The sequence below is a fragment of the Pseudomonas sp. B21-054 genome (genome assembly GCF_026016345.1).
Taxonomy (GTDB): Bacteria; Pseudomonadota; Gammaproteobacteria; order Pseudomonadales; family Pseudomonadaceae; genus Aquipseudomonas.
This window is the reverse complement of the sequence record NZ_CP087204.1, coordinates 3,347,602-3,364,646: the sequence shown is the minus strand read 5'-3', so window position 1 is coordinate 3,364,646 and position 17,045 is coordinate 3,347,602. Positions and strand designations below refer to the sequence as shown.

General features: G+C 59.5%; 15 protein-coding genes and 1 pseudogene. 9 read left to right on the top strand and 7 right to left on the bottom strand.

The genetic code is table 11. The annotated features are described in order from the left end of the window. Positions 1-85: 85 nt before the first annotated feature. The 3 genes from LOY70_RS15095 to LOY70_RS15085 all read left to right on the top strand — a co-directional run bounded on the left by LOY70_RS15095 (position 86) and on the right by LOY70_RS15085 (position 3,109). Positions 86-871 carry an SDR family NAD(P)-dependent oxidoreductase gene (locus LOY70_RS15095; protein WP_265037881.1) on the top strand — a complete coding sequence of 262 codons (786 nt, stop codon included), beginning with the start codon at positions 86-88 and terminating at the stop codon, positions 869-871. A 179-nt stretch (positions 872-1,050) separates the two neighbouring features. Then, a complete protein-coding gene (locus LOY70_RS15090; RefSeq protein WP_265037879.1) occupies positions 1,051-2,037 on the top strand; it encodes an MDR family oxidoreductase in 987 nt (328 codons plus the stop codon). A 76-nt stretch (positions 2,038-2,113) separates the two neighbouring features. After that, the gene (locus LOY70_RS15085; RefSeq protein ID WP_265037877.1) at positions 2,114-3,109 is read left to right on the top strand and encodes an NADP-dependent oxidoreductase; all 996 of its coding nucleotides are present in this window, start codon (positions 2,114-2,116) and stop codon (positions 3,107-3,109) included. Between the two features lie 72 nt (positions 3,110-3,181). Here LOY70_RS15085 and LOY70_RS15080 read toward each other — a convergent pair whose 3' ends face one another. The 3 genes from LOY70_RS15080 to LOY70_RS15070 all read right to left on the bottom strand — a co-directional run bounded on the left by LOY70_RS15080 (position 3,182) and on the right by LOY70_RS15070 (position 7,057). Beyond that, a complete protein-coding gene (locus LOY70_RS15080) occupies positions 3,182-6,106 on the bottom strand; it encodes a DUF4132 domain-containing protein (RefSeq protein ID WP_265037876.1) in 2,925 nt (974 codons plus the stop codon). A 31-nt stretch (positions 6,107-6,137) separates the two neighbouring features. Then, positions 6,138-6,578, bottom strand: coding sequence for a hypothetical protein (locus tag LOY70_RS15075; protein ID WP_265037875.1), 441 nt, complete (start codon positions 6,576-6,578; stop codon positions 6,138-6,140). Positions 6,579-6,673: 95 nt separating this feature from the next. Further along, on the bottom strand, positions 6,674-7,057 hold the full coding sequence (locus LOY70_RS15070) for a winged helix-turn-helix transcriptional regulator (protein ID WP_265037874.1): 384 nt from the start codon (positions 7,055-7,057) through the stop codon (positions 6,674-6,676). A gap of 102 nt (positions 7,058-7,159) precedes the next feature. Here LOY70_RS15070 and LOY70_RS15065 point away from each other — a divergent pair, with 102 nt between their 5' ends. Beyond that, complete coding sequence (locus tag LOY70_RS15065; protein ID WP_265037871.1) at positions 7,160-8,278, top strand: NADH:flavin oxidoreductase; 1,119 nt, start codon at positions 7,160-7,162, stop codon at positions 8,276-8,278. Positions 8,279-8,470: 192 nt separating this feature from the next. Here the strand turns inward: LOY70_RS15065 and LOY70_RS15060 are convergent, their stop codons facing one another. The 3 genes and pseudogenes from LOY70_RS15060 to LOY70_RS15050 form a co-directional block, all read right to left on the bottom strand. Further along, complete coding sequence (locus tag LOY70_RS15060) at positions 8,471-8,878, bottom strand: MFS transporter (protein ID WP_265037869.1); 408 nt, start codon at positions 8,876-8,878, stop codon at positions 8,471-8,473. A 68-nt stretch (positions 8,879-8,946) separates the two neighbouring features. Further along, a complete protein-coding gene (locus LOY70_RS15055) occupies positions 8,947-9,549 on the bottom strand; it encodes an MFS transporter (RefSeq protein ID WP_265037867.1) in 603 nt (200 codons plus the stop codon). 178 nt (positions 9,550-9,727) lie between these two features. Further along, a pseudogene (locus LOY70_RS15050) lies at positions 9,728-10,234 on the bottom strand (sugar phosphate isomerase/epimerase family protein); the annotation flags it as partial. An 88-nt stretch (positions 10,235-10,322) separates the two neighbouring features. Between LOY70_RS15050 and LOY70_RS15045 the strand changes: the two are divergent. Further along, positions 10,323-11,078: a GntR family transcriptional regulator gene (locus tag LOY70_RS15045; protein ID WP_265037865.1), complete on the top strand. Its 756-nt coding sequence runs from the start codon at positions 10,323-10,325 to the stop codon at positions 11,076-11,078. 63 nt (positions 11,079-11,141) lie between these two features. On the opposite strand, the gene LOY70_RS15040 is transcribed toward LOY70_RS15045, so the two are convergent. Further along, positions 11,142-12,056, bottom strand: coding sequence for a LysR family transcriptional regulator (locus LOY70_RS15040; protein ID WP_265037863.1), 915 nt, complete (start codon positions 12,054-12,056; stop codon positions 11,142-11,144). 244 nt (positions 12,057-12,300) lie between these two features. Here LOY70_RS15040 and LOY70_RS15035 point away from each other — a divergent pair, with 244 nt between their 5' ends. From LOY70_RS15035 to LOY70_RS15020, 4 genes are all read left to right on the top strand, one after another. Continuing rightward, positions 12,301-13,326, top strand: coding sequence for a zinc-dependent alcohol dehydrogenase family protein (locus LOY70_RS15035; protein ID WP_025213738.1), 1,026 nt, complete (start codon positions 12,301-12,303; stop codon positions 13,324-13,326). A 244-nt stretch (positions 13,327-13,570) separates the two neighbouring features. Then, entirely contained in the window at positions 13,571-13,888 is a 318-nt protein-coding gene (locus LOY70_RS15030) for a hypothetical protein (RefSeq protein ID WP_265037860.1), read from the top strand. Positions 13,889-14,019: 131 nt separating this feature from the next. Then, positions 14,020-15,492, top strand: a complete 1,473-nt coding sequence (locus tag LOY70_RS15025; RefSeq protein WP_265037858.1) for a hypothetical protein — start codon at positions 14,020-14,022, stop codon at positions 15,490-15,492. Positions 15,493-15,588: 96 nt separating this feature from the next. Beyond that, positions 15,589-16,986: a PLP-dependent aminotransferase family protein gene (locus LOY70_RS15020; protein ID WP_265037856.1), complete on the top strand. Its 1,398-nt coding sequence runs from the start codon at positions 15,589-15,591 to the stop codon at positions 16,984-16,986. Positions 16,987-17,045: the final 59 nt, after the last annotated feature.

Below are 17,045 nucleotides of genomic sequence, written 5' to 3'. Positions count from 1 at the left end.
TGTTGACGCCTTAGATTATGATCGTCATCCTATAAATCAAGGCCCGGCCCCACAACGCAATCCCATTGAACAAGAGAGCAAAGCCATGTCCCAATCCTCAGCTGTCCTTATCACCGGTGCGTCCAGCGGCATTGGTGCCACCTATGCCGAACGATTCGCCCAGCGCGGTCATGACCTGGTCCTGGTGGCACGCGACAAGGCCCGCCTGGAGACGCTCGCGGCGCGTTTGCGCCAGGCGCACAGCGTCAGCGTAGACGTTCTCCAGGCCGACCTGACCCAATCCGCAGACCTGGCCGCCGTCGAGGCACGCCTGCGTGATGACGGTCGAATCGGCGTGCTGATCAACAACGCCGGCGCGAACCAGACCGGGAGCTTTCTCGAGCAGACGCCGCAGAGCATCGAGCAACTGGTGGCGCTCAACATCACCTCGCTGACCCGGCTCGCCCGCGCGATCGCGCCCAGGCTGGTGCAGGCCGGCGAAGGGGCGATCGTGAACATCGGTTCGGTCGTTGGCCTGTCGCCAGAGATCGGGTTCACACTCTACGGGGCGACCAAGGCGTTCGTGCAGTTCCTTTCCCAGGGGTTGAGCCTGGAGCTCTCGTCCAAAGGCGTCTATGTGCAGGCGGTGCTGCCTGCTGCCACCCGCACCGAGATCTGGGAGCGTTCTGGCATCGACATCAATGTGCTGCCCGAGGTCATGGAAGTGGAGGAACTGGTGGACGCGGCCCTGGTCGGTTTCGACCGTCGGGAAAGCGTGACCATCCCACCTCTGCACGACGCCGCCCACTGGGATACCTTCCAGGCCGCGCGCCAAGGTGTAATGGGCAACCTGCGCCAGGCCCAGGCAGCCGAGCGCTATCGCACCGTTTGATCGGTTTGGGCGATACCCGCGTCGCGGCTGCCGGATCCACGGCAGCCCACCGAGCCAATGTCGACCATCGAGGGCTCTGACGCCTGCGCTATGCCGCTGGCAAGGCGCAGGCCAGCTACAGTTCATGCAAAGCATGCAAATCGGGTGGATAACCAGCTCATCCACACAGGAGAAAAACAATGACATTCAAGGCTCTGCTTGCCACCAAAACCGGTGATGCAATCTCGACTCGCCTGGTCGACTTCAAGGAGGAGGACCTGATGCCGGGCGACGTGACCGTCGTGATCGATTACTCCACCGTGAACTACAAGGACGCCATGGCCCTGAGTGGTCGTTCCCCGGTTATTCGCCAGTTTCCGTTGATCCCCGGCATTGATTTCGCCGGTATCGTCGAGGCCTCCAGCCACCCCGATTTCAAGGTTGGCGAGCGCGTGCTGGTCAACGGCTGGGGGCTGAGCCAGACCCACCACGGCGGCTTTGCGCAGAAAGCGCGGGTGAGCGGCGACTGGCTGGTGAAGGTCCCGGAGGTATTCTCGACCCGGGAAGCCATGGCCATCGGCACCGCAGGCTACACGGCCATGCTCAGCGTGCTGGCGTTGGAGCATGGCGGCCTGACTCCCGATCGCGGCGATATCCTGGTGACTGGCGCCAGCGGCGGTGCCGGCTCGGTGGCGATCGCGCTGCTGTCAGGCCTGGGATATCGCGTGATCGCCTCGACCGGGCGTCAAGAGGAAGCCGACTATCTGCGCGACCTCGGCGCGGCACAGGTCATTGACCGCCGGACCTTGTCCGAGGCAAGCGCCCCGATCGCCAAGGAACGCTGGGCGGGGGTCATCGATTCAGTCGGTAGTCATACCCTGGCCAATGCATTGGCACAGACCCAATACCGGGGTGTCGTCGCCGCTTTCGGTTTGGCCCAGGGAGCCGATCTGCCCGGGTCGGTGCTGCCCTTCATCCTGCGTAACGTGACCCTGGCGGGCATCGACTCGGTCAATGCCCCTCAGGCTGTCCGCTTGCAAGCCTGGTCGCGACTTGCCCGGGACCTTGACGTGGCCAAGCTTGCCCGCACCACCCAGGTTGTCGGTCTCGCCGAGGTTCCGGCAGTCGCCGGTCGGATGCTGGAAGGGAAGGTTCGCGGACGCACCGTCGTCGATGTGAATGCATGACTGTTTGTTCCGTTGATCATGCTGGCCAATATCCGCCCTGTCTTTCTACACCGTCACCCTACAAAGAGCTGTATCCATGAAGGCATTTTTCATCGAGCGTTATAAAGACACAGGCCGCGTTGGCCAGTTGCCTGATCCCGAAGTCGGGGAGGACGAAGTGCTGGTCCAGGTCCATGCGGCCAGCATCAATCCGCTGGACGCCAAGATAAGAAGCGGCGAGTTCAAGCTGATCCTGCCGTATTCTTTTCCGTTGGTCTTAGGCAACGACTTGGCTGGGGTTGTCGTTCGTGTGGGGCCCAAAGTCCGGCGCTTCAAGCCTGGCGACGAGGTTTATGCGCGTCCTGCCGAGGATCGCATCGGTACCTTCGCCGAACTGGCTTGTGTGAAGGAAGAGGCCCTGGCGCTCAAACCCAGCAACTTGAGCATGACGCAGGCGGCTTCCTTGCCCTTGGTCAGTTTGACGGCCTGGCAGGTATTGGTGGAGACCGCCAAGTTGAAAAAGGGCCAGAAAGTGCTGATTCATGCCGGCTCGGGCGGTGTCGGAACGGTCGCCATTCAGCTTGCCAAGCATCTGGGCGCCTTTGTCGCCACGACAACGAGCACCAGCAATGTCGATTGGGTCAAGGCTCTGGGCGCTGATCTTGTCATCGACTACAAGCAACAGGACTTCGCCTCCGTCCTGCACGATTACGACGTGGTGCTCAATAGCCTGGGCCCAGACGTATTGGCCAAATCCCTGAAGGTCCTCAAGCCCGGTGGACAGCTGATTTCCATTTCCGGCCCGCCGACTCCGCAGTTCGCGCAGGAGCAAGGACTGTCTTGGGGGTTGAGGCAAGTGATGCGTTTGCTGAGTTACGGCATTCGCAGCAAAGCGCGTAAATGCGGTATCAGCTATACGTTCGTTTTCATGCGCGCAAGTGGCCGGCAATTGCGTGAGATCACTGCGCTCGTCGAGTCTGGCGTCATTCAACCTGTGGTGGATCGCTCCTTTGCGTTTGATTCGACGGCGCAGGCTCTGGCCTATGCGGGGCAGGGAAGTGCGAAAGGAAAAGTCGTGGTCAACGTAATCTGAATCTCGCGGCGTTTCGCCCGACTGGCTGGCCAAGCAGGCACGTATCAATGGGGCGCGCTTTCATAGTCGACATCAGCCGCCGCGCTGTATCTGCTCCAGTATCAGGCTGTCGGTGATGTTCATGTCGTCCAGCAGCAGGAACATCTTGCTCAGCACCTCGGCCATTTTCTTGTCGGTGTCGGCGAAGGGCAGGTAGAAGTCCGTGACGCCGCTGCCTGCGGGCACGACGCACAGGTAGTTACCGGGTTCGATATGGATGGCTGCGCTACCCAGATGAACGCGGTAATTCGCACGCTGGCCGATGATTCGCAGAAAATGCCCGTCACATTTAACGTTCTGCAACCCTAGTCCTTGAATCAACTCGCCGACCAGTTCGGCGCGCCGTTGCAGGGTTTCGTTGCTGGTGTTGTAGCCGTCAGCGGCGTGGGCCACGGAGACCAGCAGATCGGCGTCACGCATGATTTCTGAGAACAGCAGCGGCGGTACTTGCTCGAGGGCAATGGCTTGCTGGTCGCGGTAGAACGCAATCGTGTCGAAGGTAAAGTGTTCTGTTTCCGAAAGGTAATGGCCGGTATCCAGAAAGTTGAACATCGCGTAGATGCCGTGCTCTTTGCTCTCGTAATAGATGTCCTCGACGCTTGAAGTCGACCAGTTGCGGACTTGCAGCAAACGGGCGGCTACTTTGCCTTTCAGAAGATGACCGGCAAATCGATTGGACCACAGGCCGCTGTCTCGTTCGGCCGGTGTCAGCAGGTACAGCTCGCGAAAGGCCTGTTTGAACGGCTGCACCCGGCGATGGCTTACCACTTCTTTCTGCCAGTCCGACAATTGTCCTGCGGTGAACAGATGAAAAGGGTGAGCAATCCGCAGGTTCTTTGCCGCGACGTGTTGGCGGCCTTCAAGGTCAGTCACGGTCAGCGTCGCGGTATCGAGCCAGCCCAGCACAGCGTCGTCGGCCAGCACGATCAGTTGTTCCAGCAGCAGACGAACCGCCGGCATTTTCAACAGCGGCTTCAGGTCGTCCAGGGCCAGGGTTTCGCCGCTGCTCATCATCGCTTCCAGGGTGCTGCAGAAGCGTGCGATCTGTTCCTTGAGCTGGGTTTGCTGCGTTTTGAGGGCGACGAAGTCTGGGCTCTTGCGAATCGCAGGCGGTGCGGTCTTGAGCGTCTTTCCGGCTTTGCCGATGTGCAGCGTGGGCGACAAGCCGTCGATCACCAGCCTGACGTCATAGCCATCGATGGTGGCGGCCGTCAGGGCGGACTCGGCGATCTCCGATTCCATGGCCCATTCCAGGCGAATCGCCGAGGGGTAACCGGCGACACGCGCCAGGTTTTCCAGGCCTGCCTGCACGGCTGCATGGGAATTGGCCTGTCGCTGAGGGCCGTACTTTCGCACCTCTTTGTGCAGTTTCTTGAGCGTCAGATAACGCTGGCGTACGTCGTCCGAATCCATGACGGGGAGTACGCCATAGATGCGCATGGCCGCCTGTGCGTGGCGGGCCAACTTCTTTTCCAGCGCCGGTCGACCGATGCCCTGGTAGGCATCGAGCAGCACGCGCGTCTCGGGGAACGCCCAGTGCGAGGGTTCGAGTGCCGCGAGGTACTCGCGCAAGTGGTCTGGGTCGGCCTCGGCCAGCGCCTTGTCCAGCAGGTAGCGGTCCACCACACCGACGGTTTCATCCAGCGTATTGGGCAGGTCGGTGCCCCAGCCAGAGCGAGGTGCCAGGGCAATGTTCAGGTATTCGCGCTGGAAAGCTTGCAGATCACTCCAACCGAGCGCGTCGAGCACCACTCGGCTGGCTTGTCCGGCATAGGGCAGGGCGGTCAGCAGGGTGTTTCTCGAAAAGCCGGACAGCGCCGCGAGCAGCTCTGCCGATTGGTTGTTTGGCAAATCCTGAAGCAGCAGGAAGCATTGGAGCACGGCGGCCGTATCGCCGAAGCTGTCAAAGTCATCCGGCGTCATGCCCAGTCGTTCGATCACCGCCAAGGCCTGCAGCAACCAGCGGGGCTGATACACCTCGACCGAGCGGAAGGTGTCCGCCAGCTTCGTGGCGTTATCGGGCAATCGAGCCAGGGCGTCCTCGACGTAACGAACGGTGAAGTTCACCAGTTCAGCAGGCACTGCAATGGGGTCTTCAGTGGGCGGCTCATCGCCCTGGGACGACTCGTTATCGACGGCTTCGTCTTGCGGTTCCTCGTCGTTTGAATCGTCCTCGTCGAACGCTTCATCAGTGTATCGATCCAGCTCCACATCATCGCTGTACAGTCCGCTGTCGTCTGAGTAGAACATCATGGCGCGGCCCCAGGTATCGGCTGCCTGGACGAAGCGAGGGTAATCGAGGCGGCCCGCTTCCTGCAGGCCCAGAGCGATGCGTTTGATGTCTTTGTGCACGTAGATATACGCGTCGGCGATTGTCCTTTCGTCGTCAGGCGGGGAAGGCGGCTGTACGCGGTTCCAGCTGCCGTCCAGCAACCATTCGGCGAAGGTTTGCCAGACCGGGGTGCACGGGAAATTGCTCAAGCGATTGATGCAGGCCTCAACGTCAGGGAAAGCCCAGGCCTGCTCCGGTCTTCTTCGGTAATAGGCCGGGCCATCTTCGTCGGTGGGCAATGGATAGTCACTGTCCTCGAAGGCCAATTGCAGCATGTGCTGCAGCCGCGCGCCGATCTGCTCCAGCCCATAGGCATCCGGGTGAGCCGTGATCCACGCATCGCAGAGTCGATATTGCAGGCCGTAACGCTGCTGATCGCGGCGGTCTTCCAGATCGTCCCAAACGGTCGGGAACACAAAACCATCCGCCAGTGCCTTGGGACCATCCGTGGGATGCTGCCTGACCCAGTCATCGGCGATGCGCAGCAAGTCGATGCCGTCCCAGAAATCGGGCTCGAATTCGTCATATCGGCTGAGCTCGGGATAGTCATCCAGCGCCTTATCGCAGAATGCTCGCAGCGCAGCGAGGCGCGTGGCTTGTTCGGGCACAGGACGGCGTGATTGCATGAAGGTATCCGAGGGAAGTAAGCGACGAGGATCAACCGCCAATCAGCGGCACCAGGCGGATAAACGCGAGCGTGGAAGGAGGACTCAATTCGATTGACTCATCCAGGCTTTGCAGCATGACGCCGTTGTGCAGAACGCGAAATGCACGGGTTTCAAAACCGTTCAAGGCTCGCTCGACCTCAACGCCGACATCCAGGTCTAGGGACGCGCTGGCCTGAGGCATGACAACCGCGCCTTCGCTGGCTTGCTGAAGAATCTCCCGCTCGCTCAGGTATTGGCGGTCGAGCACTTCACGTACCGACACTTGTTCCTCGCAGTGCCGGATCGACAACGCGGCGATCTGCTCGGCAACGGCCAGGCGAATCAGCTCGGCGACCGTCAAGGTCAACGAGGCCGGCGTCACGCTGACAGGGGGCAGCAAAGGCTCCTGGCGTGCACCTTTGAGGCAATAACTATGAACCACGAACTCCATGACGCATGTCTCGCAAGCCAGCCCAGCCGGGCGCAGGGCTGCCTAGCATATCCCGGTCTGCAATAAACTTCATCGCGATGCGCTCGGGTGCAGAATCACACCGTCAGCTTAACCTCCGCAGCTTCGTCGAATTTCGACCGTGCCGCTTCAACCTCAGGCAATTTGTCGAGCGTCCATTTATGCAATTGGCGAAATGGCTGCTGCAGAGTTCGCCCCAATGGGGTGATCTCGTACTGCACTGCCACGGGCGAGAACGAAATGATCTGGCGCGAGACGAGACCATTTCGTTCCAGCCGCCGCAGGCACTGTGTAAGTGCCTTTTGGGTGACGCCTTCCAGGCGGCGTTTGATGGCATTAAAGCGATGCGGCCCGTCGTCAAGCACCGCCAGAACCATCATTGACCACTTATCCGCGATTTGGTCGAACAATGCCCGGCTTGGGCACTCCGACGAAAAACATTGCGGCTTTAATTCCAGCATCGAAGTTTCCTCGTGTATACCTAGGCGACTCTAGGTGCCTAATTGACATCTGGTTTACAAAATATACTTATATGGCTTCCCAAAGCAAATGGAGCCCATCCAATGTCGAACCCTGATACCAGCATTTTATTTCGTCCTCTTTCCATCCGGTCGCTTGAACTGAAAAACCGGATTGTCATGGCGCCGATGACGCGTCTGTTCTCACCCGAAGGCATCCCGGGTGAAGCGAGCACTGCCTATTACCGGCGCCGGGCGGAGGGAGGTGTTGGCCTGATTCTGTCGGAAGGCACCGTGATTGATCGCCCAGCATCGCGCAATGATGCCGGCATTCCTTTTTTTCATGGCGAAGCGGCGCTGGCTGGATGGAAGAACGTGATCAATGCTGTCCACACGGCTGGCGGGCGCATGGCACCGCAAATCTGGCACACCGGCTCCACGCGTTACATCAACGACTGGGAGCCAGATGCGCCAGTGGAAAGCCCGTCGGGCCTTGTTTCGCCAGGTGACCTGCGTGGCGTGGCGATGAGTGAAGAGGACATTGCCGACACGGTGGCAGCGTTCGCCAAGGCCGCAGCGGATGCCAAGCGACTGGGCTTCGATACCGTCGAGATCCATGGAGCCCATGGTTACTTGATCGATCAGTTTTTCTGGTCTGGTAGCAATCTGCGCACCGACCGCTACGGCGGCCCGACAATCAAGGAGCGCTCGCGTTTTGCCAGTGAGGTCGTCTCTGCCGTTCGCCAGGCTGTTGGCCCGCAATTCCCGATCATCATGCGCGTCAGCCAGTGGAAGCAACAGGACTACGGGGTGCGCGTTGCTGAAACGCCAGCGGTGATGGAGGACTGGTTGCTGCCACTGGTCGAGGCCGGTGTCGACGTCCTGCACTGCTCGCAGCGCCGCTTCTGGGAACCTGAGTTTCCCGAAATTGACGGTGAGAACGGGATGAACTGCGCGGGCTGGGCGAAGAAAGTCACTGGAGCCACAACCATCAGCGTCGGTTCGGTTGGGCTGGACAATGATGTCACTAACGCCTTCGCCGGCAAGGGATCAGCCCCTGCGAGTCTGGATCGGCTCATCGAGCGCATGGAGTGCGAGGAGTTTGATCTGATCGCTGTAGGGCGTGTTCTGCTGAGTGACACGGATTGGGTCGCCAAAGTGGAAAAAGGCGATTATGCGGATCTGAAGGGTTTCAATCCGGCATCTTTAGCTGAATTGGTTTGAAGCAATTGTTGGCCAGCTTGAGCGCTAACAACTAGCGAAAGGAGGGCGATCTAGCTCGACGCCCTCACTTCCAAGTAGAGACCAGGGACTTCGCCGTCGACGTGTTTGTCGGGTTTGGTCAGCGAGCGACGAAGGCTATCAAGAGTTTCTGAAAGTGGGTGGAATTCTATTGCAGGCTTTCGAGCTCCCTACCTAACCATACAACCGCTGTTCAATCTCTTCGAGGGTGCTGCCTCGTGTCTCCGGTACCCATACCGCGACGAAGGTCAGAGATAGAAGTCCTGCTCCCACGAACACAAAGAAGGTTTGGCCGATCCCGATCGTCGCAACCAAAGATGGAAAGAACATGCCGATCATCACGTTGGTCAACCAGAACGCTGCGATCGCCATACCCATGCATCCGCCGCGGATGCGCATTGGGAAGATTTCCGCCAAAAGCACCCAAAAGGCAGGCCCGATCAGCCCTTGCATGGAGGCAAGGAACATCGCCATGGCGCCGAGAATGAGCATGGCGCGGGTAACGGAGGGATCGACAAAAACTGAAACCAGGCCAATCAACAGTAAAGACAATGTGGTACCAGTGAAACCGAGCAGCATCATTGGGCGACGGCCCACGCGGTCCAGCAGCGCAATGCCAATCGAGATAACGCCGTTTACGACATTGGCGATCAGTGGCCTGCTTCTGTGAGGATCTGGGTGCCGAAGTACATGATTGAATTGACTCCGGTCAGCTGCGACGTAACAGCGATACCGATGCCAATCAAAAAGATTCGTCGCGCGCCCTTTTGAGACAGGTCGCGCCAGCCGCCTTTTTTGATGAATCGTTCGTTGCTGATCTGCTGGGTGATGGCCTCCATTTCAGCCTTGGCGTAGTACTCCTCCCGTACCAGTTTCAATACCTCCAGGCCCTCTCTGAAGCGCCCTTTGGTGGCTAGCCAGCGCGGGCTTTCCGGCATGTAGAGCATTCCCAACCAGAGTGCCACTGCTGGCAGGGTTGCCAAGGCAAGCATCCATCTCCAAACACCGTCGAGATCGCTAAACAAATTGCCCAGTGTGGCGTTGGTGGTGAAGGCCAGGAACTGCCCAGTGACGATCATCAACTCGTTGCGAGTGATGATGCGACCGCGGATGCTGGATGGGGCCATCTCCGCCAGATACGCCGGCACGACGACCGATGCGCCGCCCACCGCTAACCCCAACGTGAAGCGGGCGGCCACCATGACGTTGAGGGTGGGCGCCAGCGCACAAGCCAACGCGCCAAGAAAAAACACTACGGCGAGGAAAAGAATGATACGGCGGCGACCCTAGAGGTCCGATAGGCGACCGCTGAACAGCGCCCCCATCATTGCGCCGATCAATAGGGCGCTGGCGACCAAACCTTCCGTGAAGGGGGTCAGCGCCCATCCAGAACAGATGCGAGGGATCAAGGTTGGCGCCAATCACCGGTCCGATTGCATTGCGCAGCTTCAGCAGCGAGCGGACGTTGTAGACGCACTGGTTACCGTGCAACTCCAAAGCGATGCGCTCCACGCCGTTCTCCTTGGCCAGATCAGCTATTTCGCTCCAGAAGGGCAGCAGGCGTTCTTCCCATTGATAGCGCAGCATTGCCTGGGTTTCGGGAGGCCATGAGGCAACCACCCAGTTCGGCATCCTGTCGCCGGCCCGCCCTTCAGGTAAGCCAGACATGGTGCAGACGGTCTTGACTCCCAGTTCACCGGCTACGCGTATCGTATCCCTGAGGCATTGACCTTGTTCGGGCTGCGTGGGATGCAAAGGGTTGCCGTTGGCGTTCAAGGAAATGATTTCCAGACTGTGTTCCTGGAAGCTACGTTTGAGGGCCTTGCGGTCATCGGCGCTGGCGAGCATCTGCGCCAAGTCAAAGTGCGGCGCGGTCGACCATCCGCCGGTGTTGATCTCCAGGCCCGACACTCCCAGCCGTTCAGCCTGCTTGAGCATCTCCCGCAGGGGCAGGTTACCGAGGCTGTCGGTGACGAATCCCAGCCTGCACAGCCTCATACCGCTGGCGAGCCGAGGTCACCCTACCTTGTGCAAACGCCTGCCGGCTTCCGTGAGTCGTCGTTCGCAGGAAAATAAAAAATCATCCACACGGTTGACACATCAAATCGTGCGCCACGGTGGCCGATATATCTATGAAGAGCTGCGCAAGCAGATCCTCACGCTCAAGCTCAAACCAGGGTCGCCACTGGACGAAGTTTCGCTCGCGGCGCAGTTCGGTCTTTCCCGTTCGCCGGTCAGAGACGCCTTGGCACGACTGATAAGTGAGGGCTTGGTCACCATCCTGCCCAACCGGACAACACTGGTCACACCCTTTGAGATCGAGGATTTCCCCAATTACGTGTCGGCGCTGGATCTCATCCAGCGAGCGGTGACTCGTCTGGCTGCGACGCAGCACGACGAGGAAGACCTCAAGCGCATACGTGCGGCAGACGCTGCCTACCTTGAGGCCGTGACGTCGGGAGATTTCCAGGCGATGTCCGAAACAAACAAAGCATTCCATATCGCGATTGCCGAGGCGGGCAAGAACCCCTACTTCATCAGCTATTACGAAAAACTGCTGGGCGAAGGCCAGCGGTTGCTGCATCTGCATTTCGACTACATCATCAGCACAGCGTGTACCACCACGCGCTTGGGGCGTGACCATGATGTCATCGTTAACGCTATTGCGGCGCGTAACGCCGACGACGCTGAGCAGGCAGCGCATGAGCACACGATGTTGTTCCAGCGGCGTTTTCTCGCTTATATGCAGCAGAACCTGACAAAAGCAGTTTCGGTGAAGTAGCGGCGCTTACCAAGCATCTCAATCATGCCGTCGAGCGCAGCTAAACAGCCTGCCCAACGACGCCTATAGACTCTCAGGGTCACCAAAGAACATCTGAATCCGCGAACGCAACCAGCGTTCACCCGGATCATTGTCCTGAGAACCACGCCAGGCCATGTGCAGCTCGAAGCTGCGTACCGGGATCGGTGGGTCTTCGGCGCGCACGCCACCGGCGGCGGTCAGGGCGTCGGCAGTGTAGTCGGGGACGATGGCGATGATGTCAGTACCCGCCAGCAGCGTGCTCAGGCCGTTGAACTGGGGCACCGCCAAGACCACATGGCGTTTGCGATCGAGTTTTTCCAGCTCTTCATCGATAAAGCCGCTCAAGTCACCGGCGAAGGACACCAACGCATGGGGACGGGCGCAGAATTCATCCAGGGTCAGTCGTCCTGGCGCGGTGTCGGCCCGTAGCACTTTGGGCAAGCTGCGCCGCAAGACCTTACGCTTGGCGTTGGCTGGCAAATCTTCGGTATAACTGACGCCGATGGAGATTTCACCGGAGGCCAGCAAGCCGGGCATCAAGATGTAGTTGACCCGACGCACCACCAGCACGATGCCTGGTGCTTCGGCTCGCAGGCGCTTGAGCAGCATGGGCAGCAGGGCGAACTCGGCATCGTCCGACAGGCCGATGCGGAACACTGAGGTGCTGGTGGCCGGGTCAAACTCCGCCGCCCGGCTGACCGCCGTGGAAATCGAATCCAGGGCCGGGGAGAGCAGGGCGAAGATTTCGACCGCCCGGGCCGAAGGCTCCATGCTGCGACCGGTGCGCACGAACAATGGGTCATCGAACAGGCTACGCAGGCGCGACAGCGCGGCGCTGATGGCTGGCTGGCCGAGAAACAATTTCTCGGCCGCGCGGGTCACGCTGCGCTCATGCATCAATGTTTCGAACACGATCAACAGGTTCAGGTCGACACGACGCAGGTCATTACGATTCATCTGGGGTCCTGGCAGGTTCAGCAAGCTTGACGTCAGCGGCCATATGGGAACAATGGCCGGCATGAATCTTACGGGGAAAGGCTGGTACTCTGCACCGGCTAATTACTTTTTCCTACAGAACGGACCTGATTTCTTGCTGCGGAATCAATGACAGGCATGTCGACTATTAATAGCCACTGATGGTCTTGGGTGCAAAGCCCGGATAGAGTTCATGGCATTAGAGGTTACTTTGACGAGGTTTGCGATGTCCCGCACGATCCGTTTTCACAAGTTTGGCGGTGCCGAGGTGCTCAAATGCGAAGAGCATGCGGCGGCCCTTCCTGCCCCAGGAGAAGTGCAGGTCCGTGTCGAAGCGATCGGCATCAGTTGGTACGACACCCTGTGGCGCCAGAACCTGGCGTCGTCCCAGGCGCGCCTGCCATCAGGCCTGGGCCATGAAATGGCCGGCGTGGTCACGGCTGTCGGCGACGGTGTCGATGATTTGGCCGTGGGCGACAAGGTCGCCAGCTTCCCCGCCGAGAGCCCGAACGATTATCCGGTGTACGGCGAGGTCATTGTGCTGCCGCGCACCGCCCTGACCCGCTATCCCGACGTGCTCACCCCGATCGAAGCTTCGGTGCACTACACGCCGCTGCTGATCGCATATTTCGCCTACATGGACCTGGCGCGGGTCAAACCCGGGCAATTTGCCCTGGTGACCGATGCCAGCCATTGTGCCGGTCCTTCCTTCGTGCAACTGGGCAAGGCCTTGGGTGTGCGGGTGATCGCGGCCACCAAGACGGCTGACGAGCGTGAGTACCTGCTGTCGCTGGGCGCGGAAAAAGTCATCGTCACCGAAGAGCAGGATTTGCTGATGCAAATCAACAAGCTCACCGACAACCGTGGTGTCGATGTGGTGTTCGACGGCCTTGGCGGGCCGCAGATGTCGCTGCTCGGCGATGTCCTGGCGCCGCGAGGCAGCCTGGTGTTGTATGGCCTGCAGGGTGGCAACCAGACACCGTTCCCGGCGTGTGCGGCGTTCCAGAAGAACATTCAGTTCTTTGTGCACTGCATCGGCAACTTCACCGGCAAGCCGGAACTGGGCATCGTCCAGGACCAGGTGGCTTTGCAGCGGGCACTGCGTGATATCAATCAACTGACCGCCGATCGGGTGGTGGTGCCACTCAAGACCCGGGTGTTTCCGTTCTCCGAGTTTGTCGAGGCCCACCGTTACATGGGCGAATGCCCTTGCCGTGAGCGCGTTGCCCTTCAGGTCGTCGATCCTTCCTGATACCTGTCTTGCGCAAGAGTCTTTGTCCGGACTCTTGCGTTGCCTTCGGCTGGACCGGCCCTCCCTTTCTCCATGATTGCTACGCCTCTCGCCTGACGGTGGTGCACTCGCGCCCGGCAAGCGAGCGCTTGTGCGGGCTGCCCCTATTCGCGGGAAACCAGAATCGAATCTGTTTGCCCGTCGACATCTGAACTGGTTTTTGTCCCTAATCTGTATCTTCTAATCATTGTTTAAGTCCTGATAATTGAACGCTGATTTCCATCTCAAGGAAGAAGGCGTGGCGCGGTATAACTTTTTCGAAGGTTTCGAGCCTTCATTGCCTAATCAAGGCGCTTCAAGCGTTACTTGGTATAAGGCTATCTATCGACTATGGGGAAAACAGGATGAGGCGGGCGGTCAATTAAAGATCAGCTTGTTCTTTATTTCTCGTACTCATTGTCTGTGGGACGTTGTCGGAATTCTCCTAGGACGTGCCGCCGGATCGGCTAAGACCAATGATTTAGCGGTGTTCAGGGCGATCCTGAAATGGAACGGGCCGGCACCCAACGTATGTATCAAATAATTACGACAAGCAATGCTTGAGCGTATTGCTAATACTCTCTGCAGTACTAGAACACTTCATTCAGATCTACACGTCGCACGATCACATTGGTGCGGGTGCGACGCCGATATTCGAATTCCAGGTAAATGGCTATGAGTGCAATTCACGAGCAGGCAATGACTCACGTGTATCAGCAGATATTGCAACGACTGTTGGGTTTTTATTCCCGGGCAGAGCGTACCGCGTTGCAGCTTTTGATCCAGCGTTTAATTGTCGCCGCCGGAGGCATTGAGCGGATTGGCGATTATCGCGTGCTGACGGTCCAGAACGGCAGTCGGGACAGCTTTTACGTGCTGACGGCCTTGCGGGCCGCGCAATTAAGTATCGCTGGCAGGCATCCGGTGACCTTCGACTTGCGTGTCGCCACACCGCGCCTGAGCGAAACCACCCACTCGGCCCTGGAAAACATCCATCGCTGCTACAGCGCACTGTTTGTCTACGACGATCCCCGGGTCGAGCTACTGATGGCGGATAACCGTGAGGTGCTGCCCTTCAATCATAACCAGCCGCTGTCGGTGGCCGGGCATGAGGCCTGCCGCACGGACATGCTGGTGCTGGGGCATCTTCGCTCACCGGACAGTCCCTTGGAGGTGGGCGACGACAGTTATCTGGCGATGGCGGAGTTCTATCGGCATGTGGCGCGCTGGGAGGCGGGGGTGGATTCGTTGGTCAGCAGCGAGACGCCGCGCCAGCAGAAACAATTCATGTCGGGTCTTCGCCGCGCGGCCCGCAAGATCGACCTGGCCATCGACAACGGCGGCTTTGACAGTCTTTTTGCGCAACTCGATACCCTGGGCAACGATCCCTACCAGTCATTTTATGGTCAGGATCGCCTCCGTGGATGGCAGCCCGAAGGTCATTTCGAGGCCTGCCGGCGAGTCGGGCACATTGGTATCGACGACCTGTTCCTCGACCGCTCGGAAGAAACCAACTGGCCGCTTTTCAACGAGTTCCTGCGGATACAGACCGAGAGTCTCATCGTATCGGCACCCGAAAACGAATATGTCAGTCCTCTGCTGTCGGCGCATTTACATGGCTTGCAGGCCTGTTACCTGCAAGGGCGCAGCTACGAAACGGGCTACGGGGATTACGTACAGCGGGCGATCATGCTCATGCATCGCAAGCAACTGCCGGAACATGCCTGCCAGCACACTCGGGAGTTGTTTGGCACGCCTTCGACTGTCCCTGAGCGCCGCGCCCAGGCCGCCATCGAAGCGCAGAAAAACCTGGGGCTCAACGAAACGCAACTGGTGTGCATGCTGTTCGCCCCCTTCGTGGCGCAAGGTGCAGGCCTGGAGCATTTCCTGCGTTGCTGCCACCCTGGCATGCTGGTGGCTTTGCCGGATCTGCACAGGGCCATGCAGGGTGCGCCCATTACCGATCAGGTGGCGCAGTGGATGATCGACGTCAGCGGCCTGTCCATCGATCTGCTCGGCAAGTTGTACCGGGCCAGCATTGCGCTGCCGGAACAGGACACCGTATCGGGGATCGAGCCGCAAGCTGTAGACGCTGAAGAAGCCGGGCAGGGCGCCGATGGCCTGTGCGAACGCTCGGCAAGGCACTGAGGAACGCGGTTTGGCGGATTCATCCTCCCCATATCCGGCCATTGTTCCCGGTGTTCCGGCTGGGCCGGTCATGGCCTGTTTTTTGGGGCAGACCCCATGAAAAGTTGCCGGGAACCAGACTTCGCCTACCAGGCGGTGTATCGATACCTGACGACCCTGATCAACGAATTGGGTGCCGATGCCCGGGTACGCCTGCCGTCGCTGCGACAGTTGGCCGAGCGTCTTGACGTGTCGATTTCTACCATCCAGTACGCTTATTCGTTGCTGGAAAAGGAAGGCCGGGTCTACTCGATCGCCAAGTCCGGTTACTACGCGCTGCCAGTGCCTTGCGTTGCCACCCTGGACGGCGGCGATGATTTGCTCGAGACCCTGTACGTCAATGCGCGGCGACCGGGCATGCTGGTGCTCAGTGCGGATGAACCGGCGTCGATGCAACCACTGGATAGCCCATTGTTGTTGCTCGAGCGCGAGCTGCTACGCCAGTACCCGCGGTCCTCGCAGGCGCCTTCGCAACCCTGGGGCGAGTTGGAGCTGCGTGCGGCACTGGCCGCCCGCTACACCTCTTCTGCATCCCGCTGCTGGAGTGCCGATGACGTCTATATCGGCGCCGATCTGCGCGGCGTCCTGGAAATCCTCATTGCCGCGCTGGCGCTCAAGGGCGCCACGGTACTGATCGAATCACCCTGCGACTGGACCATCCTGCGCCTGCTGCAGGCCGCCGAAATCCGAGTCATCGAGCTGCCGTTGCGGACGGACGGCCAGATCAATACCGAGCAGTTGGAGCAACTGCTGGTGAGCGAAACGGTGCGCCTGGTGGTGCTGTCTTCGGTCCTGAGCATGCCGAGGGGCACGCTCATGCTTGAGCACAACCGCCATGCCGTGGCACATCTGCTGGCGTTCCACGGCACGTGGGTGCTGGAGAACGACAGCTACGCCGACCTGGCCTTCGAGGCAGGCGTGGTGCCTTTTCGGGATTTGCTCGACCCGGACCGGTTGATTGTCTATTCCACGTTCGAGAAAACCATCGGCCCGGAGGCCCCCTATGGGTATGTGTTGTCGCGCCAGTTGACCCTGCAATTGCAGCGGCATTTCCTATTGCGCGCCTTTCGTTTATCGCCGATTCGCCAGAAAGCCATTGCGCGCTTGTACAGCAACGGTCGGATCGATCAACACTTGCTGGTTTTGCGGCGTTTGCTGCGTGAAAGCGCGGTTTCGGCAACGCAATTGCTGCGTGAACGGCTCGGGGACAGCCTCCAATGGGTCGCACCCGAAGGCGGTGCGACGATCTGGATGCGATCCTCGCGTCCGGTCGATCTACGGCGGGTTTTCCAGCGCCTGCTTGCCCAGCGAATCGTCATCGCGCCAGGCGAGCTGTTCAGCATCCAGGGGTTATATGCGCAACACATGCGCTTGACTCACGCCTTGAACGGGTCGGACGACCTGGACACAGCGCTCTGCGCGCTGGCCGATGCCTTGAGGCTCGAGCAATCCTGATGAGGATGGATCGAACCCATCGCGCCATGGTCGAACTGTCAGTAAACTGCATCCCATTT

What these genes read in the sequence shown, in the direction of transcription:
- LOY70_RS15035 (WP_025213738.1), top strand. Translation starts at nt 12,301, where the DNA reads ATGTCCCGCACGATCCGTTTTCACAAGTTTGGCGGTGCCGAGGTGCTC.
- LOY70_RS15020 (WP_265037856.1), top strand. Translation starts at nt 15,589, where the DNA reads ATGAAAAGTTGCCGGGAACCAGACTTCGCCTACCAGGCGGTGTATCGA.
- LOY70_RS15075 (WP_265037875.1), bottom strand. Translation starts at nt 6,578, where the DNA reads ATGGAGTTCGTGGTTCATAGTTATTGCCTCAAAGGTGCACGCCAGGAG.
- LOY70_RS15080 (WP_265037876.1), bottom strand. Translation starts at nt 6,106, where the DNA reads ATGCAATCACGCCGTCCTGTGCCCGAACAAGCCACGCGCCTCGCTGCG.
- LOY70_RS15095 (WP_265037881.1), top strand. Translation starts at nt 86, where the DNA reads ATGTCCCAATCCTCAGCTGTCCTTATCACCGGTGCGTCCAGCGGCATT.
- LOY70_RS15040 (WP_265037863.1), bottom strand. Translation starts at nt 12,056, where the DNA reads ATGAATCGTAATGACCTGCGTCGTGTCGACCTGAACCTGTTGATCGTG.
- LOY70_RS15025 (WP_265037858.1), top strand. Translation starts at nt 14,020, where the DNA reads ATGAGTGCAATTCACGAGCAGGCAATGACTCACGTGTATCAGCAGATA.
- LOY70_RS15065 (WP_265037871.1), top strand. Translation starts at nt 7,160, where the DNA reads ATGTCGAACCCTGATACCAGCATTTTATTTCGTCCTCTTTCCATCCGG.
- LOY70_RS15085 (WP_265037877.1), top strand. Translation starts at nt 2,114, where the DNA reads ATGAAGGCATTTTTCATCGAGCGTTATAAAGACACAGGCCGCGTTGGC.
- LOY70_RS15060 (WP_265037869.1), bottom strand. Translation starts at nt 8,878, where the DNA reads ATGATGCTGCTCGGTTTCACTGGTACCACATTGTCTTTACTGTTGATT.
- LOY70_RS15090 (WP_265037879.1), top strand. Translation starts at nt 1,051, where the DNA reads ATGACATTCAAGGCTCTGCTTGCCACCAAAACCGGTGATGCAATCTCG.
- LOY70_RS15070 (WP_265037874.1), bottom strand. Translation starts at nt 7,057, where the DNA reads ATGCTGGAATTAAAGCCGCAATGTTTTTCGTCGGAGTGCCCAAGCCGG.